The sequence below is a fragment of the Anaerophilus nitritigenes genome, assembly GCF_004138215.1.
Lineage (GTDB): Bacteria > Bacillota > Clostridia > Peptostreptococcales > Thermotaleaceae > Anaerophilus > Anaerophilus nitritogenes.
The window spans coordinates 1-20050 of the sequence record NZ_RYYS01000043.1 but is presented as its reverse complement, the minus strand read 5'-3'; the positions used below and the strand labels follow the sequence as shown (position 1 = coordinate 20050).

19 protein-coding genes, 1 pseudogene and 2 riboswitches are annotated in these 20050 nt (G+C 29.3%); all 20 genes and pseudogenes read left to right on the top strand.

Features of this window, described 5'->3' with window-relative positions; genetic code table 11:
* Positions 1-440: 440 nt before the first annotated feature.
* Positions 441-785, top strand: a complete 345-nt coding sequence (locus tag EK368_RS06970; RefSeq protein WP_129597845.1) for a cupin domain-containing protein — start codon at positions 441-443, stop codon at positions 783-785.
* Between the two features lie 266 nt (positions 786-1051).
* Positions 1052-1154: riboswitch (glycine riboswitch) on the top strand.
* A 3-nt stretch (positions 1155-1157) separates the two neighbouring features.
* Positions 1158-1231, top strand: a riboswitch (glycine riboswitch).
* Between the two features lie 85 nt (positions 1232-1316).
* Positions 1317-2423 carry a glycine cleavage system aminomethyltransferase GcvT gene (gcvT, locus tag EK368_RS06965; RefSeq protein WP_129597843.1) on the top strand — a complete coding sequence of 369 codons (1107 nt, stop codon included), beginning with the start codon at positions 1317-1319 and terminating at the stop codon, positions 2421-2423.
* A gap of 13 nt (positions 2424-2436) precedes the next feature.
* Positions 2437-2823: a glycine cleavage system protein GcvH gene (gcvH, locus tag EK368_RS06960; protein ID WP_129597841.1), complete on the top strand. Its 387-nt coding sequence runs from the start codon at positions 2437-2439 to the stop codon at positions 2821-2823.
* 32 nt (positions 2824-2855) lie between these two features.
* The gene (gene gcvPA, locus EK368_RS06955; protein ID WP_129597839.1) at positions 2856-4199 is read left to right on the top strand and encodes an aminomethyl-transferring glycine dehydrogenase subunit GcvPA; all 1344 of its coding nucleotides are present in this window, start codon (positions 2856-2858) and stop codon (positions 4197-4199) included.
* Positions 4196-5650: an aminomethyl-transferring glycine dehydrogenase subunit GcvPB gene (gene gcvPB / locus EK368_RS06950; protein WP_129597837.1), complete on the top strand. Its 1455-nt coding sequence runs from the start codon at positions 4196-4198 to the stop codon at positions 5648-5650. The genes gcvPA and gcvPB overlap by 4 nt, the downstream gene beginning before the upstream one ends.
* A 33-nt stretch (positions 5651-5683) precedes the next feature.
* On the top strand, positions 5684-7081 hold the full coding sequence (gene lpdA, locus EK368_RS06945) for a dihydrolipoyl dehydrogenase (protein WP_129597835.1): 1398 nt from the start codon (positions 5684-5686) through the stop codon (positions 7079-7081).
* Between the two features lie 79 nt (positions 7082-7160).
* Positions 7161-7856 (top strand): lipoyl(octanoyl) transferase LipB, encoded by a 696-nt coding sequence (lipB, locus tag EK368_RS06940; protein ID WP_129597833.1) that lies wholly within the window; start codon positions 7161-7163, stop codon positions 7854-7856.
* The gene (gene lipA, locus EK368_RS06935; protein WP_129597831.1) at positions 7853-8710 is read left to right on the top strand and encodes a lipoyl synthase; all 858 of its coding nucleotides are present in this window, start codon (positions 7853-7855) and stop codon (positions 8708-8710) included. The genes lipB and lipA overlap by 4 nt, the downstream gene beginning before the upstream one ends.
* 101 nt (positions 8711-8811) lie before the next feature.
* Positions 8812-9501 carry a YetF domain-containing protein gene (locus EK368_RS06930; protein ID WP_165000358.1) on the top strand — a complete coding sequence of 230 codons (690 nt, stop codon included), beginning with the start codon at positions 8812-8814 and terminating at the stop codon, positions 9499-9501.
* A gap of 189 nt (positions 9502-9690) precedes the next feature.
* A complete protein-coding gene (locus EK368_RS15185; protein ID WP_243109374.1) occupies positions 9691-10125 on the top strand; it encodes a cytochrome b5 domain-containing protein in 435 nt (144 codons plus the stop codon).
* A 16-nt stretch (positions 10126-10141) separates the two neighbouring features.
* Positions 10142-11014, top strand: coding sequence for a hydrogenase small subunit (locus tag EK368_RS06920; protein ID WP_202976441.1), 873 nt, complete (start codon positions 10142-10144; stop codon positions 11012-11014).
* Positions 11015-11028: 14 nt separating this feature from the next.
* Positions 11029-12438, top strand: coding sequence for a nickel-dependent hydrogenase large subunit (locus EK368_RS06915; protein WP_129597827.1), 1410 nt, complete (start codon positions 11029-11031; stop codon positions 12436-12438).
* Positions 12439-12440: 2 nt separating this feature from the next.
* A complete protein-coding gene (locus EK368_RS06910) occupies positions 12441-12902 on the top strand; it encodes a hydrogenase maturation protease (RefSeq protein ID WP_129597826.1) in 462 nt (153 codons plus the stop codon).
* Positions 12895-13236, top strand: a complete 342-nt coding sequence (hypA, locus tag EK368_RS06905) for a hydrogenase maturation nickel metallochaperone HypA (RefSeq protein WP_129597824.1) — start codon at positions 12895-12897, stop codon at positions 13234-13236. The genes EK368_RS06910 and hypA overlap by 8 nt, the downstream gene beginning before the upstream one ends.
* 1 nt (position 13237) lies before the next feature.
* A complete protein-coding gene (hypB, locus tag EK368_RS06900) occupies positions 13238-13912 on the top strand; it encodes a hydrogenase nickel incorporation protein HypB (RefSeq protein ID WP_129597822.1) in 675 nt (224 codons plus the stop codon).
* The gene (gene hypF / locus EK368_RS06895; RefSeq protein ID WP_129597820.1) at positions 13903-16167 is read left to right on the top strand and encodes a carbamoyltransferase HypF; all 2265 of its coding nucleotides are present in this window, start codon (positions 13903-13905) and stop codon (positions 16165-16167) included. The genes hypB and hypF overlap by 10 nt, the downstream gene beginning before the upstream one ends.
* 4 nt (positions 16168-16171) lie before the next feature.
* Positions 16172-16387 carry a HypC/HybG/HupF family hydrogenase formation chaperone gene (locus EK368_RS06890; RefSeq protein ID WP_129597818.1) on the top strand — a complete coding sequence of 72 codons (216 nt, stop codon included), beginning with the start codon at positions 16172-16174 and terminating at the stop codon, positions 16385-16387.
* An 18-nt stretch (positions 16388-16405) separates the two neighbouring features.
* Positions 16406-17491 carry a hydrogenase formation protein HypD gene (hypD, locus tag EK368_RS06885; RefSeq protein ID WP_129597816.1) on the top strand — a complete coding sequence of 362 codons (1086 nt, stop codon included), beginning with the start codon at positions 16406-16408 and terminating at the stop codon, positions 17489-17491.
* 11 nt (positions 17492-17502) lie between these two features.
* Positions 17503-18510 (top strand): hydrogenase expression/formation protein HypE, encoded by a 1008-nt coding sequence (gene hypE / locus EK368_RS06880; RefSeq protein WP_129597814.1) that lies wholly within the window; start codon positions 17503-17505, stop codon positions 18508-18510.
* A gap of 318 nt (positions 18511-18828) precedes the next feature.
* A pseudogene (locus EK368_RS06875) lies at positions 18829-19563 on the top strand (VCBS repeat-containing protein); the annotation flags it as partial.
* Positions 19564-20050 lie beyond the last annotated feature (487 nt).

Below are 20050 nucleotides of genomic sequence, written 5' to 3'. Positions count from 1 at the left end.
CTTGATGTGATGCGAGTTATTAGGAATAAAGATTGTATAATATTAGAGAAAAAGAGAGTATATATTGAATAGAAGAATAAATAATAGTAAGATAATGGTAAATAATAAAGGGGGCATGAGAACATGGAAAAATAAAATGGTATAAAAAAGAGAAGTTTTAATTACTTATTTTTACAATATTGTTAATGATAGTATATTTATATGAATGAAAATCATCTTATAAAAGATAGAAATTTTTATAGAGTAGTGAGTTATAATCTTCTAGATAAAAAGTATTTTAAATAGTACCATAAGATACGGAATAAATTGATTAAAATGGGTATCATAATATTAGAATAAAAATTTATGAAGAGGAGGGAGGTCCTACATTGGTTCAAATTGCTCCACTTATTCAATATATGGAAAGTAAGATTAAGTAAAAATAAATAGGAGGAAAATATATGAATACACATCTTATAAAAAATATTGATTTTGCGAAAGTAATAGAAATGGAATCTCTAGTAGAATACCAAGAGGGAAGAGTAGTTAGCAGGACATTGGCTCAAGGGAAACCATTAAGTGTCACTTTATTTGCATTTGATCAAGGAGAAGAAATTAGTTCACATTCCGCCGGGGGAGATGCATTAGTTTATATACTTGATGGGGAAGTACAAATTACTATAGGGGAAGAAGTCTTTACTGTCAAAAAAGGAGAAACTATTGTTATGCCTGCAAATATTCCACATGCTCTTTTAGCAACACAAAAATTTAAGATGCTTTTGACTGTTGTGTTTAGTCTTTCTTAAAAGGTAATATAGAAAAATTTGTATATTATGCATATTTTGATAAAAATCTTTTTAGCTTAGTATGATTGATCAGAGCAGTTCTTTGTAAATATAAAAAATGGAGAAATAGAAGCTCACAATATTTTTAGAAAATATTTTAAGAAGTGTATTATTCTTAAGCAAGAATGACTAAAATATTAATACTTGAATAATTAGAATAATATATACTATTGAAATTTTCTATAAATTATATTATTATAATATTATATAAAAAAATATAAGACTAGATGAGAATAGCGAGAGATATCTTTAAGTGGGTAGCCGAAGAAGCAATATAAAAACAGCCATGTTTTTGTAGAAACTTTCAGGCAAAAGGATCGCTATTTGATGGAACTCTGAAGAGTCCTATAGATGGACGCCGAAGGAGAAGAGTAAGTTTTTTAAAGCTCTCAGGCTATGAAACAGAGGAGTATAATGGCATGTTTATTTACTATGCCATTATACTCCTCTGTTTTTTATGTGGAAAATAAAAAATTAAAGGGGGAGGATGAAATGAATCAATTAAAAGAAACATCTTTATTGAATTATCATAAAAAATATGGTGGTAAAATTATTGACTTTGCAGGATGGGCACTTCCAGTGCAATATGAAGGTATAAAAGCAGAGCATGAAGCAGTAAGAAATTTTGCAGGGATCTTTGATGTATCACATATGGGAGAGATAGAGATTACAGGGAATCAAGCCTCTGATTTTGTACAAAATTTGATTACCAATGATGTTTCAGTACTTAATGATGATCAGGTTTTATATACTTTTATGTGCTACCCTCATGGGGGAATTGTAGATGATTTATTGGTATATAAGTTTGATAAAAATCATTTTTATCTTGTGGTTAATGCAAGTAATATAGAAAAGGATTTTAAGTGGATGAAAGAAAATGATTTAGGTTATGATGTGAAAATTAAAAATATATCAGATGATGTATCTGAAATTGCCATTCAAGGGCCCAATGCTCAACAAATACTACAAAAGCTAACAGATACAGATCTTTCAGAAATTAAATTTTTCTATTGTAAAAGAAATGTATCTGTAGCATCTGCAAATTGTTTAATATCAAGAACAGGATATACAGGAGAAGACGGATTTGAGATTTATTTATCTAATGAGGATATAAAGATGGTGTGGGAAAAATTAATGGAAGTAGGAAAAGAATATGGGATAAAGCCAGCAGGACTTGGAGCTAGGGATACTTTAAGATTTGAAGTGGCACTACCTCTTTATGGCAATGAACTTTCAAAGGATATTACTCCATTAGAAGCAGGATTAGGCTTTTTTGTAAAATTGGATAAACCAAATTTCATAGGAAAAGAAGCATTACAGAAACAAAAATCTGAAGGACTTAAAAGAAAGATTGTGGGATTTGAAATGATAGATAGAGGAATTCCAAGACATGGATATGAGGTTATTGTAGATGGTAAAAAAATTGGTTTTGTAACTACTGGTTATGCAGCTCCAACAGTAAATAAAAATGTTGGAATGGCAATGGTAGATATGGAATATACAAAGTTAGGTACAAACATAGACATAAAGATCAGAAACAAAATATTAAAAGCTCAGGTAGTAAAAAAGAAATTTTATCAAAAAAATTATAAAAAATAAGGGGGAGTAGAAAATGAAAATATTGGAAGGATTATATTATTCAAAGGAACATGAGTGGGTGAAGGTAGAAGGAGAAAAAGTTTATATTGGTATTACTGATTATGCACAGAATGCATTAGGTGAAATTGTTTATGTAGAAATGCCGGAGGTAGATGATGAATTTAGTGTTGGAGATGTTTTTGGAGTTGTAGAATCTGTAAAAGCAGCTTCTGATGTATACTTACCTGTTTCGGGAAAAGTCTTAGAAATTAATGAATTATTAGAAGATCAACCTCAACTACTCAATGAAAAACCTTATGAAAACTGGATATTAATAGTAGAATTGTCTGATCAATCTGAAATCAATCAGTTGATAGATTTCAAAGAATACGAAGAATTTTGTAAAAGTGAAAGTCATTAATATGGATTGATAGATGGGGGAGGGGGGAAAGTATGCATAAATATATACCCAATACAGAGGATGACAAAAGATATATGTTACATTCTATAGGGGCTAAGTCTATAGAAGATTTATTTGAAGATATACCAAAGGAGCTTCGATTGAGTAGAGAGCTGTATATAGGAAAATCTTTATCAGAAATAGAGCTTATCAAACATATGAAGGAATTGGCTAATAAAAATAAAAGCACCAATGAGCTTATTTCTTTCTTAGGGGCAGGGGCTTACGATCATTATATTCCAGCTATTATAAAGCATATTACTACGAGATCAGAATTTTTGACAGCATATACACCTTATCAAGCAGAGATTAGTCAAGGAACTTTAAGAGTAATATTTGAATATCAGACCATGATTTGTAATCTTACAGGTATGGATGTATCAAATGCTTCTATGTATGATGGACCAACTGCTTGTGTGGAAGCTTCCATTATGGCGTGTGAAAGCACAAAGAGAAAATCTATTATAGTATCTAAGACCGTTCATCCAGAGGTAAGAAAGGTTTTACATACTTACATGAAATTTAGAAAAATTGAAGTTGTGGAAGTAGATATGAATGATGGAGTAACAGATGTTGAAAAATTAAAATCTATAGCAGATAAAAATACTGCAGGTGTAATTATTCAGACTCCTAATTTTTTTGGAATCATAGAGGATTTAACAGAAGTAGAAAAAATTATTCATGAAAATAAGGGCATGTTGATTACTTATGTAGATCCAATTTCTCTTGGAATATTAAAAACTCCTAGACAGTTAGGAGCAGATATTGCAGTAGGAGAAGGTCAATCTTTAGGAAATAATCTTAATTTTGGAGGACCTTATTTAGGATTTTTAGCAACAAAATCTAAATGGGTAAGAAAAATGCCAGGAAGAATCGTAGGTCAGTCTATGGATCAAGATGGAAAGAGAGCTTTTGTACTAACACTACAAGCAAGAGAACAACATATTAGAAGATATAAGGCAACCTCAAATATTTGTTCTAATCAAGGATTAAATGCTTTAATGGCAGTTATTTATCTAACTACTATGGGCAAAAAGGGACTTAGAGAAGTAGCTACAAGATGTGTTCAAAAATCTCATTATGCACTAGATAAAATCACAAAGGAAAATAAGTTTAAGCCTTTATTCAATAAACCGTTTTTTAAAGAATTTGCAGTAACAAGTCATATAGAGAGTAAAGTTGTTAATCAAGAGCTTTTAAAAAATGGAATTTTGGGAGGATATGAAATAGGTAAGGATTATACAGAGTTTAAAAATGGATTGTTATTTGCTGTGACAGAAAAAAGAATAGATGAGGAAATCAATAAGCTTTCAAAAGTATTGGAGGGGATGAAATGAAATCATATGACAAATTGATTTTTGAACTTTCTAAAGAAGGTAGATGTGCATATTCTCTTCCAAATTGTTCCTTATGTAATAAAGAATTAATAGAATATATTCCTAAAGAGTTTTTAAATGAGGAAGAAGTCAACTTACCTCAAGTAAGTGAAGTAGATATTATTCGCCATTATACAAATTTATCACAGCTTAATTATGGAGTAGATACAGGGTTCTATCCTTTAGGGTCTTGTACAATGAAGTACAATCCAAAGATCAATGAAGATGTGGCATCTATTGAAGGGCTTTGCCATATACATCCGTATCAACCAGAAGAAACGGTACAAGGTTCTTTAGAGCTTATGTATAATTTATCCAATCTATTATCAGAAATATCTGGTATGGATAAAACAACTCTACAGCCTGCTGCTGGAGCTCATGGAGAGCTTACAGGACTTATGCTTATTAAAGCTTATCATGAAAGTCGAAAAGATTTTAAAAGAACAAAAATTATAGTACCTGATTCAGCTCACGGCACAAATCCAGCAAGTGCTGCTGTTGCAGGATTTGAAATTATTGAAATTCAGTCCAATAAAAGTGGTGCATTAGATTTAGATACTTTAAAATCTGTTTTGAATGATGAAGTTGCAGGACTTATGCTAACCAATCCAAGTACTCTTGGACTTTTTGAGAAAAATATGAAAAAAATTGCTGATCTTGTACATGAAGCTGGGGGACTTTTATATTATGATGGAGCCAATATGAATGCTATTATGGGAAAAGTAAGACCTGGAGATATGGGATTTGATGTGATGCATTATAATCTACATAAAACTTTTTCTACACCACATGGTGGAGGAGGACCAGGAAGTGGTCCAGTAGGAGTAAAAGAACATCTTATTCCGTTTTTACCTATACCAGCTATAGATAAAAAAGATGATAAATATATATTAGATTATGATCGACCAGATTCTATTGGAAAGGTGAAAGGGTTTTATGGGAATTATGGAGTTTTTATAAAAGCTTATGCATATATTCTTACAATGGGAGCTGAAGGTATCAAAGAAGTAAGCGAAACAGCAGTTTTGAATGCAAATTATATGATGAACAAATTAAAAGAATATTATTCTTTACCCATAGATCAAGTATGTAAGCATGAATTTGTTCTAGGGGGGTTAAAGGGAGATCACTTAGGAGTTTCAACCATTGATGTAGCCAAAAGATTAATTGATTATGGATATCATCCGCCAACTATATATTTTCCACTCATAATAAATGAAGCTTTGATGATTGAGCCTACTGAAACAGAAAGTATAGAAACTTTGGATAAATTTATTGAAGTGATGATAAAAATAGCAAAAGAAGCAAAGAAAAATATAAATCTTTTAAAAAATGCACCATACCATACACCTGTTAGAAGAATTGATGAAGCAAAAGCTGCAAGAAATTTAATTTTAAAGTGGGAAAAATAAAGACTTAAAAAGCTGTGAATGAGAGGTGAAAAGATGGATAGAGATATTGTTGTTTTAGGAGGAGGACCAGGAGGATATTATGCGGCTATAAGGGCAGCTCAACTAGGAGCAAAGGTAACATTAATTGAAAAAGAAACTCTAGGTGGGACTTGTCTAAACTTAGGGTGTATACCTACCAAAGCTTTATATAGGAATGCACAAATATTAAATACATTAAAGAATATAGATCAATATGGGATATATGTAAATGATTACAATATAGATATTTCAAAGATACAAGAAAGAAAACAAAATATTATCAAACAACTTGTAGAAGGCATATCTAAGCTTATGAACGCTAATAAAGTAGAAGTAATTTATGGAAAGGGTATATTAAAGGATAAAAATACAGTTTCTATAACCTTAAGTAATGGAGAACAAATAGAGGTCAGGGGAAAAAATATTATTATTGCTACAGGTTCAAAAGTATTAGTTCCTCCAATCCCAGGAGCTGATTTAGAAGGAATTCTTACAAGTAAAGAAATTTTAGATTTTAAAGAGATACCAAAGAGACTCATTATTATTGGTGGAGGAGTTATAGGAATAGAGTTTGCTACTATTTTTAATGCTTTAGGATCAGAAGTTACTGTGATTGAATTATATAATAATATTTTAGATAAAGTGGAATTAGATTTAAGCAAAAGATTGACAGTTTCTCTTAAAAAGAAAGGAATTCAAATATATACTGATACAGCAGCAAATAAAATTCAAAAAGAAAATAATGAGTTTGTTGTGTATGCACAAGGGAAAAAAGGAAAATTAAAAGTAGAAGCAGATTGTGTTTTATTAGCTAGTGGAAGAGCACCTCAAGTAGAAGGAATAAACCTTGAAGGATTAGAAATCGAATTTGATCAAAAAGGAATTAAAGTAGATGAAAATTTTAAAACAAATATAGATCATATCTATGCTATAGGAGATAGTATTGGTAAAAAAATGCTTGCTCATGTTGCTTCACATCAGGGAATGATTGTTTCTGAAAAAATAATGGGAATAAAAAGTACAATCAATCAAGAAGTAATTCCTGATTGTGTATTTACTTTTCCAGAGATTGCAAGTGTAGGAATTACAGAGCAAGAGGCAAAGAGTAAGGGGATTGCATATCATACAAGTAAATTTTTATTTGGAGCAAATGGAAAGGCGCTTACATTAGGAGAATCAGAAGGAATGGTAAAGGTAATAGCCAATGAAAAAGACGAAATCATTGGTGTACATATTATGGGACCTCATGCATCTGATTTGATTCATGAAGGTGCTTTAGCTATTGGTACAAAAATGAAAGTAGATAATATTTCAAATATCATTCATGCTCATCCCACTTTATCAGAATCTTTATCAGAAGCTATTTTAGGACTAAAAGGAGAAGCTATTCATATGGTACCTTCTAAAAGATAAAAGTAGAGATAAATAATAGATAAATAAAAGAAAGTAAGATGATTTCTTACTTTCTTTTATAATACGAGGGGGTGAATCTATGAAATTAAATGTTTTATTTCTTGGGAGATGTGAATATGAAAAAGCTTTAAAGATTCAATGTGAGCTTTTGAAAAAAAGGCAAAATCAAGAGATAGAAGATACATTGATTTTAGTAGAACATACACCTGTTATTACTGTAGGAAGACGAGGAGAAAAGGGACATATTTTAAAAAGTGAAGAATTTTTTTTAAAAGAAGGAATAGATATATTTCAAATCAATAGAGGAGGAGATGTGACTTATCATGGGGATGGACAAATTGTAGGATATCCAATTATTCATTTGAAAAGTATTTCTATGGGTATAAGAGATTTTGTTACCAATCTTGAGAAATTATTTATTCAGTTAATCAATGAAAAATATCATATTGTTGCAGGAAGAGATCCAAAGCATACAGGGGTTTGGGTAGGAGAAGAAAAAATAGTGGCAATAGGTTTAGCAGTAAAACGTGGTGTTACTATGCATGGATTTTCTTTTAATGTAAATACAAATTTAGATCATTTTAAATGGATTATACCATGTGGAATAGAGAATCGGGGAGTTACATCTATTCAGAATATTATTGGAAAAAATGTTGATTTTCATATAGCGAATCAATTTGTACTGAATTATTTTTTAGAAATATTTCATTATGATACATATAAAGAAGTAACCTTAGATCAATTGTTTTTAGAGGATAGGGGGGGAGATATATGAAAGTTCAAAGAAAGCCATCATGGCTTAGAATCAATTTAAGTCAAGGAAGAAATTTAGATGATCTAGAGAATTTAATTAAAAAATATTCTTTAAATACCGTATGTAAAGAAGCAAATTGTCCTAATAGAATGGAATGTTTTAGTAAAAAAACAGCAACTTTTATGATTCTTGGTAAAGAGTGTTCTAGAAATTGCAAATTTTGTAATGTTTCTCATAAAAAGCTAGAAAAAGTGGATGAAAAAGAGCCAGAAAATGTTGCAAATGCAGCACTAGAGCTTAAACTAAAGCATGTTGTAATTACATCTGTCACAAGAGATGATTTAGTAGATGGAGGAGCAGGTCATTTTGCAAAGGTTATAAAAGCTGTAAAACTTAATGATCCTAAAATAATTATTGAGGTATTGATTCCGGATTTTAAAGGAGACAATAAAGCCTTAAGCAAAGTTGTAAAAGAAAAGCCTGAGGTAATCAATCATAATGTAGAGACAGTTCCAAGGTTGTATCAAAATGTAAGACCTATGGCAATATATGAGCGATCTTTACAATTATTAAAGAATGTAAAAATAATGGATAAAAATATACTTACAAAATCCGGGATAATGGTAGGGCTTGGAGAAAAAGAAGAAGAAGTAATAGAGGTATTAAAAGATTTAAGAAAAGTGGGATGTGATTTTTTAACGATTGGACAATATTTAGCTCCTAGCAAAAATCATTATTCAGTTGTAGAATATGTACATCCACAAATATTTGAAAAATATAAAAAAGAGGCTTTTCAATTAGGCTTTAGATATGTAGCATCAGGACCTTTCGTAAGAAGTTCATATCATGCATCTGAGGCTATGAAGTATTCGTAATAAAATTGTGATTATAGTTGTTATACAATCCATAACTTTTGGGAATAGTAATGAATAACATAAAGAGATTTAGTACTTTGCAAGTTAATGAGGTGAAAGTGTTGGATTTGTATATTATTATATTTTTTAGAATTGTTTCTATTATGCTTCTTTTATTATTTTCAACCTTATTTATTATGGGAAAGAGGCCTATAGGAGAATTACCAGTATTTGACTTTTTATCTATTATTGTAATAGGAGCTATTGTGGGTGCAGATATTGCTGATCCTGAAATTAAACACCTTCCTACTGCTTTTTCTGTAATTATACTTTCAATATTTCAGAGATTAATAGGGTTTTGGATGACTAAGAGCAATCGAGTAAGAAAAACAATCACTTTTGAACCTACGATCATCATAAAAAACAGTAAATTTATATATTCAAATATTAAAAAAATTAATTATACGATACATGATATTTTAATGTTATTAAGAGAAAAAGATATTTTTGATATAAATAAAGTGGATTACGGAATAATAGAATCAAATGGCAACCTATCTATACTTAAAAAGCCTGAGTATGAAAATATAACTATTAAAGATATGAATAAAGTCATACCAGAGTCTAATATTTATTTTTCTATAATTATAGATGGTAAATTACAAAAAGATAAAATAGAAAAATTAGGTTTTTCTGAAGAAGGAATAGAAAATAAATTAAAACAACAAGGAATTAGTAGTTATAGTGAAATATTTTATGCATCTATAAACAAAAAAGGAGAGATGAGCATATCAACTTATCATGAATATTGATGGAACTTGGTATCAAGGAGAAGAGATCAGTTTCTATTCTGTAGCTAGAAATACTTTATAGGTACCGTACTAGATGACTATTTTAGTACGGTTATTTTATTGTCATAAAATATGACACCATCTAATATTTATTAAAAGATAGGGATGTGATTAGGGGATATATTTTCTTGAAAATAAGAGGTGGATCAGGTGAACCATAATGAATATATAAAATTAAAAATTTATGAAAGTACTGAAACAATAAACTATTTACAAAAAATAGATAATTTTGTTTTATGTATATATGAAAAATTTTACTATTATGAGCTTTTAACATATGAAACAAATAAACTAAGACAACTAATGAAGTATGCAAATAATATGAATAGTCAACAAGACAATTTTAAAAATCAAAAAGAGTTTACAATAGAAGAATTATCTCAATATGACGGATCAAATGCTAAACCAGCATATGTAGCAGTCAATGGGATTGTTTATGATCTGAGCATAGAGGCTACATGGGGTGGAGGTACTCATTTTGGCTTATATGCAGGAAAAGATTTAACAAATCAATTCATGAGTTGTCATGGAAATAAACAAGAAATTTTAAGAAATTTACCCAAAGTGGGGATTTTAAGGAAATAAAAGAGGAGGATCTATATTGTTTCATACAAAGTGTCCCATAGTAGATAGCAAAAGAACAATTCCTAGAAAAATAGTTGATTTAGCTATAGAATATATCAATCAAAACAAAATGAAAAAAATGAATCTTATATGGATTGAGGCATGTGGATGTGCAGGAAATATTATATCTTTATTAAATGGAGAAGATCCAGATGTAATATATTTTCTCAATAAGATGGTAAATATGACGTACAACAACAGTCTTATGGCACAAGAGGGAGAAAAAGCATTTGAGAAGTTCTTAGAAACATTGGATACGGAATTTATTCTTGTGGTAGAAGGTGCAGTTTCTACAAAAGATAATGGATTGTATAATGTGATCGCTAGATATAAAGGAAGACTTATAACAGGAATGAAAGCTGTAGATATGGCAGGAAAAAAAGCAAACTATGTTTTAGCTGTAGGTTCATGTGCATCCTATGGAGGACCTTCAGCAGCAAGGCCTAATCCATCCTTAAGTAAGAGTGTGTATGATTTTTTAGACAGAGAAGTGATAAGAGTTCCAGGATGTCCATCTCATCCACAATGGATCATAGGAACCATAGCTCATATTATATCTTTTGGGAAACCAACACTTGATCAAGAAAATAGACCCATACTTTTCTATGGGATTACCATTCATGATAGATGTCCAAGAAGATCATATTTCGATAAAGAGATATTTGCAACAAAATTAGGGGAAAAGGAATGTATGTTTAAATTAGGATGTAGAGGGCCTGTTACGAAAACAGAGTGTCCTATAAGAAGATGGAATGATAGCATCAATTGGCCTATAGGTGATAATACACCATGTATAGGGTGTGCAAGAAATGGTTTTCCTGACGCTATGGAACCATTTATAAGATATTAGGGGAGGATGATGATATGGGGGATAAAATTATCATCAATCCACTTACAAGAATCAGTGGATTTTTAGAAATAGAAGTCAATATAGAAAATCATGTTGTAGTAGATGCAAAAAGTAGTGGGATGCTTTTTAGAGGGTTTGAAAAAATGTTAGAAGGAAGACCTCCACTAGATGCCATATATTTTACTGAAAGAATATGCGGGATTTGTTCAACTGCACATTCTATAGCATCAGCTCTAGCACTTGAAAATGCATTAAAAGTAGTACCTAATGAAAATGATAGTATGATTAGGGATATGATTCATGGCTGTGAATTTTTACAAAATCATTTAAGACATTTCTATCAATATACTTTTCCTGACTATGTAAAAGGTCCACAAATCAATCCATTATATCAAGAATCTTATGGAGATTATAGACTTCCTAAAGAGATCAATGAAAAATTAAGTAAACATTACATAGAGTCTATAAAATATAGTAGAAAAGCTCATAAAATGCTAGCAATTCTTGGAGGGAAAGCTCCTCATAATCATGGTGTATTTGTTGGTGGTGTTACAGTAAATATGGATGCATCCATATTTATAGAATTAAAATCAATACTAGCTTCTATCAAGGATTTTATAAAAAATATTATGATAGAAGATGTTTATATTATATCTAAATATTATAGTGATTATTTTCATAATGGCAAAGGATATGGCAACTTTATGAGCTATGGAGTGTTTGATAACTACTATAATGCACCTTTTATATATGTAAAACCAGCAATTCTAATAAATAATCAAAGATATCCTTTTGATGAGAATAAAATTAGTGAAAATATATACAATGCTTGGTATAAAGGAGATAAGGTAGATATTTTACCTGAAGAAGGATATGTGGAGCCAGATATTCATAAAGAAAATGCATACAGTTTTATTAAAGCACCTAGATATAATGGATATCCAATGGAAGTAGGGCCTTTAGCTAGAGTATGGATTAGTGGAGATTATACTAGAGGAGTATCTACTATGGATAGAACCATTGCTAGAGCATTAGAAGCTGAGAAAATATGTAATACAATTGAAAATCTTTTAATAAAAATAAGACTAGATCCTACAAAACAAGAAAAATATCCAATACCAGATCAAGCATATGGTATTGGACTTAAGGGGACTACAAGGGGAGCTTTGGGTCATTGGTTATTTATAGAAAATAAAAAAATTAAAAGGTATACAATTATAACCCCTACAACATGGAATGTATCACCAACAGATTCAAATGGTATAAAGGGAGTTGTAGAAAAAGCGTTAATGGGAACTTATATTCAAGATATAAAAAATCCGGTAGAGATAGGAAGAATCGTTCGATCATTTGATCCGTGTGTTTCTTGTGCTACTCATATTACAAGTGACAAATATGATCATGTTCGTATAAGAGTTGTTTAAATATGATGAAAGTTATTGCTATAGGAAATAGAATTATGGGTGATGATGGAGTAGCACTATATGTTTTGGAAGAAATCAAAAATGAAATTAAGAAATTGAATTCAGAAATAGAAGTGATTATTGGAGAAACAGACTTTGTATATTGTTTAAATAAAATAAATGATCATGATTTTGTGATTATAGTAGATAGTACATATTTAGGGTTTAAAATAGGAAAAGTCACATTGTTTTCATTTGAAGAGGCTAAAAGATATTTAAATCATACTGCTTCGCAACATGAAATAAGTCTTATTCATATAATTACAAATTATAAAATCCATATAAGAGGATACTTAATTGGTATTGAAGCTTGTAATATTGATTTTAGTTTAAATCTTTCAGATCATTTACAAATTATATTTAAAGATATATGTAGTGAGGTTTTGAATAAAATAAAAATTAAAATGGGTGAATTCAATGCATGAAGTAGCTGTAATGACAGAAGTATTTGAAATCATAAATGAAAATATTAAAATCTACAATCTAAAAAAAATAGATCAAATATTATTAAAAATAGGAGAGTTTACTTGTGTAGAAGAACATGCACTGAGATTTTCGTTTGAAGTGATATCTAAAGGAACAATATGTGAAAATGCAAAATTAATCATACAAAAAGTAAAGGCTAGTGCTTATTGTGATAATTGTGGGGAAACGTTTTATATTTGTTATACAAATAAATTATGTCCAAAATGTAATCAATTTAGTTCAAATATTATAACAGGGTATGAATTGTTATTAGAAAAGATAGAGGGGGAGTAAAATGAAACAGATATTAATAGAAAAAAATATATTACAAAATAATGATGACATTGCAAGTAAAAATAGACAAATTCTAAAGGATAAAGGGGTATTTACTATAAATTTATTAGGAGCTCCAGGAGGGGGAAAAACTTCTGTATTAGAGCAAATCATAAAAAATATAAAACATAACGTGGATGTGACTGTGATAGAAGGAGATTTATACACTACGAAAGATGCACAAAGAATAGAAAAGCATCATGTAGATGTTATTCAAGTAAATACAGGAGGAGCATGTCACTTAGATGCATCTATGATAGACCAGGCTTTTGAGCATATAGATATAAATAATTTAGATTTTTTAGTTATAGAAAATGTTGGGAACTTAGTTTGTCCTGCATCTTATGATTTGAGTGAAGATATGAAAATAACAGTTATGAGTGTAACGGAGGGAAATGATAAACCTCTTAAATATCCAGCAATGTTTCAACGTTCAAATGCCTTAATACTCAATAAGATAGACCTTATAGATTCTACAGATTTTGATATAGAAGAATTTTATAAAGATGTATATTCATTAAATGAAAATATAAAAATTTTTAAAGTCTCTTGTAGAGAAGAAAGAGGTATAGATGAATTATGTAAATATCTAGAGAGTCAAATCAATGATAAGAGGAGGAATAAAGAATTTCAGTAAATACTATAAGAAAATATATAATAGTAAAAGGAATCGTACAAGGGGTTGGATTTAGACCTTTTGTGTATAAAATTGCTACATATAACAATTTAAAGGGATGGGTGAAAAATAGTTCAGAGGGTGTATATATAGATGTGGAAGGGAAAATAGGTGGTATTAATAATTTTATAGATCATTTAAAACATAAATCTCCTAATTTATCTAAGATAGATGAAGTATATATACAAGATAAAGAAATAATAAACTACAGAAGCTTTGAAATAAGACACAGTGATGAAGAAGAGGATACTATAACTTTCATATCGCCGGATATAGGAATATGTGATGATTGTCTAAATGATATAAAAGACATGAAAAACAGAAGATATAGATATCCTTTTACAAATTGCACAAATTGTGGGCCTAGATTTTCAATCATAAAAAAATTACCTTATGACAGAGCTGTAACCACTATGGATAAATTTCAAATGTGTTATGAGTGTCATCGTGAATATATGAATCCGTTAGATAGAAGATTTCATGCACAACCAAATGCTTGTGAAAAATGTGGACCAAAGGTAGAGCTTGTAGATAAATTTGGATATAGAATATCATGTAATGATCCTATAACACGCACTATCCAATTTATTAAAAAAGGTATGATCGTTGGAGTAAAAGGGTTAGGAGGATTTCATTTAACTTGTGATGCTAAAAATCAAAATGTTATACAAACACTTAGAGATAGAAAGTGTAGACCTACAAAGCCTTTAGCTGTAATGATGAAAGATGTAAATACTGTGAAAAAATATTGCAAATTAAATGAAAAAGAGGAAAAAATACTATCTAGTAATAAACGTCCTATATTGCTTTTAAATAAAAAAGAAGAAAACTTACCATATAATATAGCACCTAATATGAAACAGTTAGGAGTTATCCTTCCATTTACGCCACTTCATTATTTATTGTTTGAAGAAGGTATTGAAGTGTTAATTATGACTAGTGCAAATGTAAGTAAAATTCCTATGGTTTATAAGAATGAAGAAGCATTAAAGAAACTAAACCATATTGTAGATTATTTATTAATTCATAATAGAGATATATACATTCCAGTAGATGATTCTGTAAGTAAAGTTGTTTTAAATGAAGAAAGAGTGATAAGAAGTGCTAGAGGATATGCTCCAATATGTATGAATATGGCAAATATAAAAGATACGTTAGCATGTGGATCACATTTAAAAAATACATTTGCTGTATCTAAAAATCAAAATATATTTATAAGTCAGTATATAGGAGATATGGAAAATGTAGAGACATACAATCGATTTAAAAATAGTGTATCTCATTTTGAAAAAATCTATAATATAACTCCTCAAATCATTGCCTATGATATGCATAAAAATTATTGGTCCTTAAAATACGTACAGAAAAAAAATATAAATAAAATACCTGTACAACATCATCATGCACATATAGTAAGTTGTATGATGGAGAACAAAATAAAAGATAAAATTATAGGAATTGCTTATGATGGTGTTGGATATGGAACAGATGGAAAAATATGGGGATCTGAATTTTTAATATGTGATGATAAAGATTTTGAAAGAGTTGGACATATCAATGAAGTAAGCATGCCTGGAGGAGATGCTGCCACAAAAGAGCCATGGAAAATGGCTATCAGTTATATTTATCAAACGTATAAAAAAGATATATATGAAAACATACCATTTACTGTAAAATACAAAAATATAAAATCTATATTATCTATTATAAAAAACAATATTAATTCTCCAAAGTGTTCTAGTATGGGAAGGTTTTTTGATGCTATATCAGCAATAACAGGATATATTGGTAAAGTAACATTTGAAGGTGAAGCAGCTATAAGATTAGAAAATATTGCAGATGAAGAAGAGAAAAGTCAGTATAATTACAATATAGAATATATCCATCAAAAGTATGTCATAAATACAGATCATATTATCAAAGGAATTATAAAAGATATGAAAGAAGGCATGAATGCTAGTATTATATCTAAAAAATTTCATAATACAGTCATTGACTTTTCAGTGAAAATGTGTAGTATCATTGCCCCAAAATATAATATATATAAAGTTGCATTAAGCGGTGGTGTATTTCAAAATGAAATAATATTAAAAGGGATTTGTGAAAAATTAGTTCTACAAGGCTTTGAAGTTTATACCCATAAATTTATACCTTGTAATGATAGTGGCATATGTATGGGGCAATTAGTTATTGCCAATGCCAATTGTAAGGAGTGATAGGATGTGTATAGCAGTTCCGGCTAAAGTGCTACAAGTTTATGAAAATCAAGCTTTAGTAAACTTTGGAGGAGTCAAGACAAAAGTAGATACGTCTTTGGTAGATGGTTTACAGATAGGAGAATATATTTTATTACATGCAGGATGTGCTATACAAAAAATAGATCAAGAAGAAGCAAAAAAAACAGTAGAATTGTTTGAATATATTTTAAAAGAGTAATCTATAGAGGGATGATTTATGAAATACATAGAAGAATTTAGAAATCCTCAATTAGCAAAGAATATATTAAATAAGCTATCTTATAAAGTGAAAAAAGATCTAACCATAATGGAAGTGTGTGGAACGCATACTATGTCAATATTTAAAAATGGAATAAGAGATTTATTGCCTGAAAATATAAACTTAATATCAGGACCAGGCTGTCCAGTATGTGTAACATCTCAAAGTTATATAGATACAGCTATACAACTTTGTAAAAGAAATAATGTAATCATTACTACATTTGGGGATATTGTCAAGGTTCCTGGAACATATAGTTCACTTAAAATGGAGAAGGCTCTAGGAAAAGATATTCGTGTAGTTATTTCTCCTCTTGATTCCCTTAAAATTGCAAAACAAAATCCCAATAAGGAAATTATATTTTTAGCAATAGGTTTTGAAACAACAGCTCCAATCATAGCACTTAGTATTTATAAAGCTAAAAATGAAAACATAAAGAACTTTAGTGTACTACAATCTATAAAAACAATGCCAAATGTTATCAAGAAGATCGTAACGGATCAAGAAGTTCATATAGATGGATTTTTATGTCCAGGACATGTAAGTACGATTATAGGGGTGAAACCCTTTGAAATTTTATCTAAAGAATATAGTTTTTCATCTGTTATAGCAGGTTTTGAATATTGTGATATAGTAGCTGCTATATATTTTTTAGTAAAAATGATAGGCAAAGAAGAGTATGAAGTGAAAAATATATATCATAGAATTGTAGAATATAATGGGAATGAAAAAGCATTATCCATGATTCATGAAGTATTTATTCCTTCTGATAGTATATGGAGAGGTTTTGGAAGAATAAAAGATACAGGCTTTGAGTTAAAAGAAGAATATAGAAATTATGATGTAAAATCTAAATTTAATATAAAAATAGTACAATCTTCTATTCATAAGGAATGCTTATGTGGTGAAATACTAAAAGGTTTAAAAAAGCCTACACAATGCAAATTATTTTCTAAGATTTGTAATCCATCAAATCCAATAGGAGCTTGTATGATCTCACAAGAAGGAACTTGCTCTACATACTACAAATATGGAATAAGATAAGGAGTTTTCATATGAATGTCATTACATTATCACATGGAAGTGGGGGAGAGACAACCCATAAACTAATCAAAGATATATTTTATAAACATTTTGAAAATGATATATTATTGCAACAAAATGATTCTAGTATTTTACAAAAACTAGATGGGAAAATAGCTGTAACAACAGATTCATTTGTTATAAAACCTATATTTTTTCCAGGAGGAGATATAGGAAAATTATCTATATGTGGAACTATAAATGATTTAGCTGTGAGTGGAGCAAAACCAATGTATATCACAGTGGGTTTTATCATAGAGGAAGGACTGGATATAAATATCTTAGAAAAGATAGTGAGTTCAATGGCTAAAACGGCAAAACAAGCAAATGTAAAAATCATTGCTGGAGATACAAAAGTTGTTGAAAAAGGAAGTGTAGATAGAATATTTATCAATACAACAGGTATTGGTTTTGTAAAAGATGAAGAGTTATATTTATGTGCCAATAATATAAAAAAGGGAGATAAAATAATCATAAGTGGAACATTAGGAGATCATGGCATGTGTATTATGAGTCAAAGAAAAGGTTTAGATTTTGATGTAGATATAAAAAGCGATTGCAATGTATTAAATAGATTGGTTGATGATTTATTAAATATAAGTAAAGAAGTAAAAATGATGAGAGATCCAACAAGAGGAGGTTTAGCCACAACACTAAATGAAATAATAGAAGGTAGTCATAAGAGTATTGTTTTAAATGAAGAAGATCTACCTGTGAAAGAGGAAGTTATGAGTATGTGTGAAATGTTAGGATTGGACCCTTTATATGTAGCAAATGAAGGAAAAGTCGTAGTGATTGTATCAAGAGAGGATGCTTATAAAGTACTTGAAGCTATGAAAAGGAATCCTTTAGGAAAAGATTCTGCAATCATAGGAGAGGTAATAGATGATAATAAAAATAAAGTATATTTAAAAACTGAGATAGGAGGTACTCGTATATTGAATATGTATACAGAAGATTTACTACCTAGAATATGTTGATTTTGAAGAATATATTACTATAAAAGAAGAAATTAAATTTTTCTTCTTTTATAGATAAGAAATTTTAAAAAATATTGATATAAATAATGAAATGAATTGGCTAAAATGGGTATCATAATACTAAAATAAAAAATTATGAGAAGGAAAACATATGAATGCACATATTCCCCCATGCTCTTTTCGCGACCCAAAGATTTAAGATGTTTTTGAATGTTGTGTTTAGTCTTTCTTAAGATGTAATATAGAAAAAATTATATAACAAAATTTGGATAACATGCATATTATATCAGTAAGTTTGAAAAAGAGAGGAGATATAATATGTATTATGATCCTAGGTATTTTCAAGATTCTATGTCTTTGAATCATCAAAATGGATATGTATTAGATTGTAAAACAGGAGATGTAAATGGAGATGGTGTCATAGACTATGTATATTTAATAGGAGATAAACCTTATGAAGATAGTCCTTTTAGAGACAATATAAGGTTGAAGATTGTAGATGGAAAAACCCATAAAGAAACTATTATTCCATTAAAACAAAATGCAGGGTATGGTCCCAGTTTATTCTTAGGAGATTTTTCAAAAGATAAAATTAATGATATTTTAATCAGCATAGATTCTGGTGGCAGTGGTGGCTATGCTTTTTATTACATTTATTCTTTTGTAAATAATCAGCCTAAAATTTTATTTGATTTTGAAAAATTTAACGATGCTTTTGTATATGAAGTAAATTATAAAGATAACTATAGAGTAGAGGTAATCAGTCAAAGTACCAATACAAAATATATTTTAGATATTACTTATAAGGGAGAAGAATATTTATCAGAGATTTATGATGAAAATGGAAAACTTAAAGCACCTATACAAGGCTGGGTAAATCCATTGGGAGGATTGTATCCTATTGATTTTCAAAGGGACGGTACTTATGAATTATATGCTGATCAAAGAATTGCTGGAAGATATAATGCAGATGGATTAGGATATGTTCAAACATCTCTTGCCTGGAAAGAAAAAGAATTTGTGCCTTTTTTCCAGACAGTAGGAATATTTGGTGGTAGTATAGATGATGATGGGAAATTACCACTTCCAAATGAAGATATAGAACATATAAGAAAAGATCAATATGAGATGATTACAGGTACAATAAAAGAAATAAATACTAGAGAAGGAAAAAGATCATTGTTGATTGAAGATGAAAAGAATTTTGAATATATTTTTCATATCTATGAAAATACTATTATAATAGATTTTGAAGATTTAAAAATAGGTCAAAAAGTAGATATTATTTTTAATGGAATCTTAACAAGAAGTATACCTCCTCAAGGAACAGCTATTATTGTAAATGGATTGAAGGTATAAGATAAAGTTTATATATTTTTTAGAAAAGACAATGAAAATGAAATATTTCTTCATTTTTATTGTCTTTTTTAACTCTTTAAGAAATTATATAAATGAATAAATTGTGGATAATTTTAGAAAGTTAGATTTTCATCAAATTTTAAGCAACGGAAATTCTGAATGAAATGAAAGAATTTCGTTG

Bases quoted from the DNA above. Each gene is read 5' to 3' on its own strand.
- EK368_RS06970 (WP_129597845.1), top strand. From the start codon at position 441: ATGAATACACATCTTATAAAAAATATTGATTTTGCGAAAGTAATAGAA.
- gcvT (WP_129597843.1), top strand. From the start codon at position 1,317: ATGAATCAATTAAAAGAAACATCTTTATTGAATTATCATAAAAAATAT.
- gcvH (WP_129597841.1), top strand. From the start codon at position 2,437: ATGAAAATATTGGAAGGATTATATTATTCAAAGGAACATGAGTGGGTG.
- gcvPA (WP_129597839.1), top strand. From the start codon at position 2,856: ATGCATAAATATATACCCAATACAGAGGATGACAAAAGATATATGTTA.
- gcvPB (WP_129597837.1), top strand. From the start codon at position 4,196: ATGAAATCATATGACAAATTGATTTTTGAACTTTCTAAAGAAGGTAGA.
- lpdA (WP_129597835.1), top strand. From the start codon at position 5,684: ATGGATAGAGATATTGTTGTTTTAGGAGGAGGACCAGGAGGATATTAT.
- lipB (WP_129597833.1), top strand. From the start codon at position 7,161: ATGAAATTAAATGTTTTATTTCTTGGGAGATGTGAATATGAAAAAGCT.
- lipA (WP_129597831.1), top strand. From the start codon at position 7,853: ATGAAAGTTCAAAGAAAGCCATCATGGCTTAGAATCAATTTAAGTCAA.
- EK368_RS06915 (WP_129597827.1), top strand. From the start codon at position 11,029: ATGGGGGATAAAATTATCATCAATCCACTTACAAGAATCAGTGGATTT.
- EK368_RS06910 (WP_129597826.1), top strand. From the start codon at position 12,441: ATGATGAAAGTTATTGCTATAGGAAATAGAATTATGGGTGATGATGGA.
- hypA (WP_129597824.1), top strand. From the start codon at position 12,895: ATGCATGAAGTAGCTGTAATGACAGAAGTATTTGAAATCATAAATGAA.
- hypB (WP_129597822.1), top strand. From the start codon at position 13,238: ATGAAACAGATATTAATAGAAAAAAATATATTACAAAATAATGATGAC.
- EK368_RS06890 (WP_129597818.1), top strand. From the start codon at position 16,172: ATGTGTATAGCAGTTCCGGCTAAAGTGCTACAAGTTTATGAAAATCAA.
- hypD (WP_129597816.1), top strand. From the start codon at position 16,406: ATGAAATACATAGAAGAATTTAGAAATCCTCAATTAGCAAAGAATATA.
- hypE (WP_129597814.1), top strand. From the start codon at position 17,503: ATGAATGTCATTACATTATCACATGGAAGTGGGGGAGAGACAACCCAT.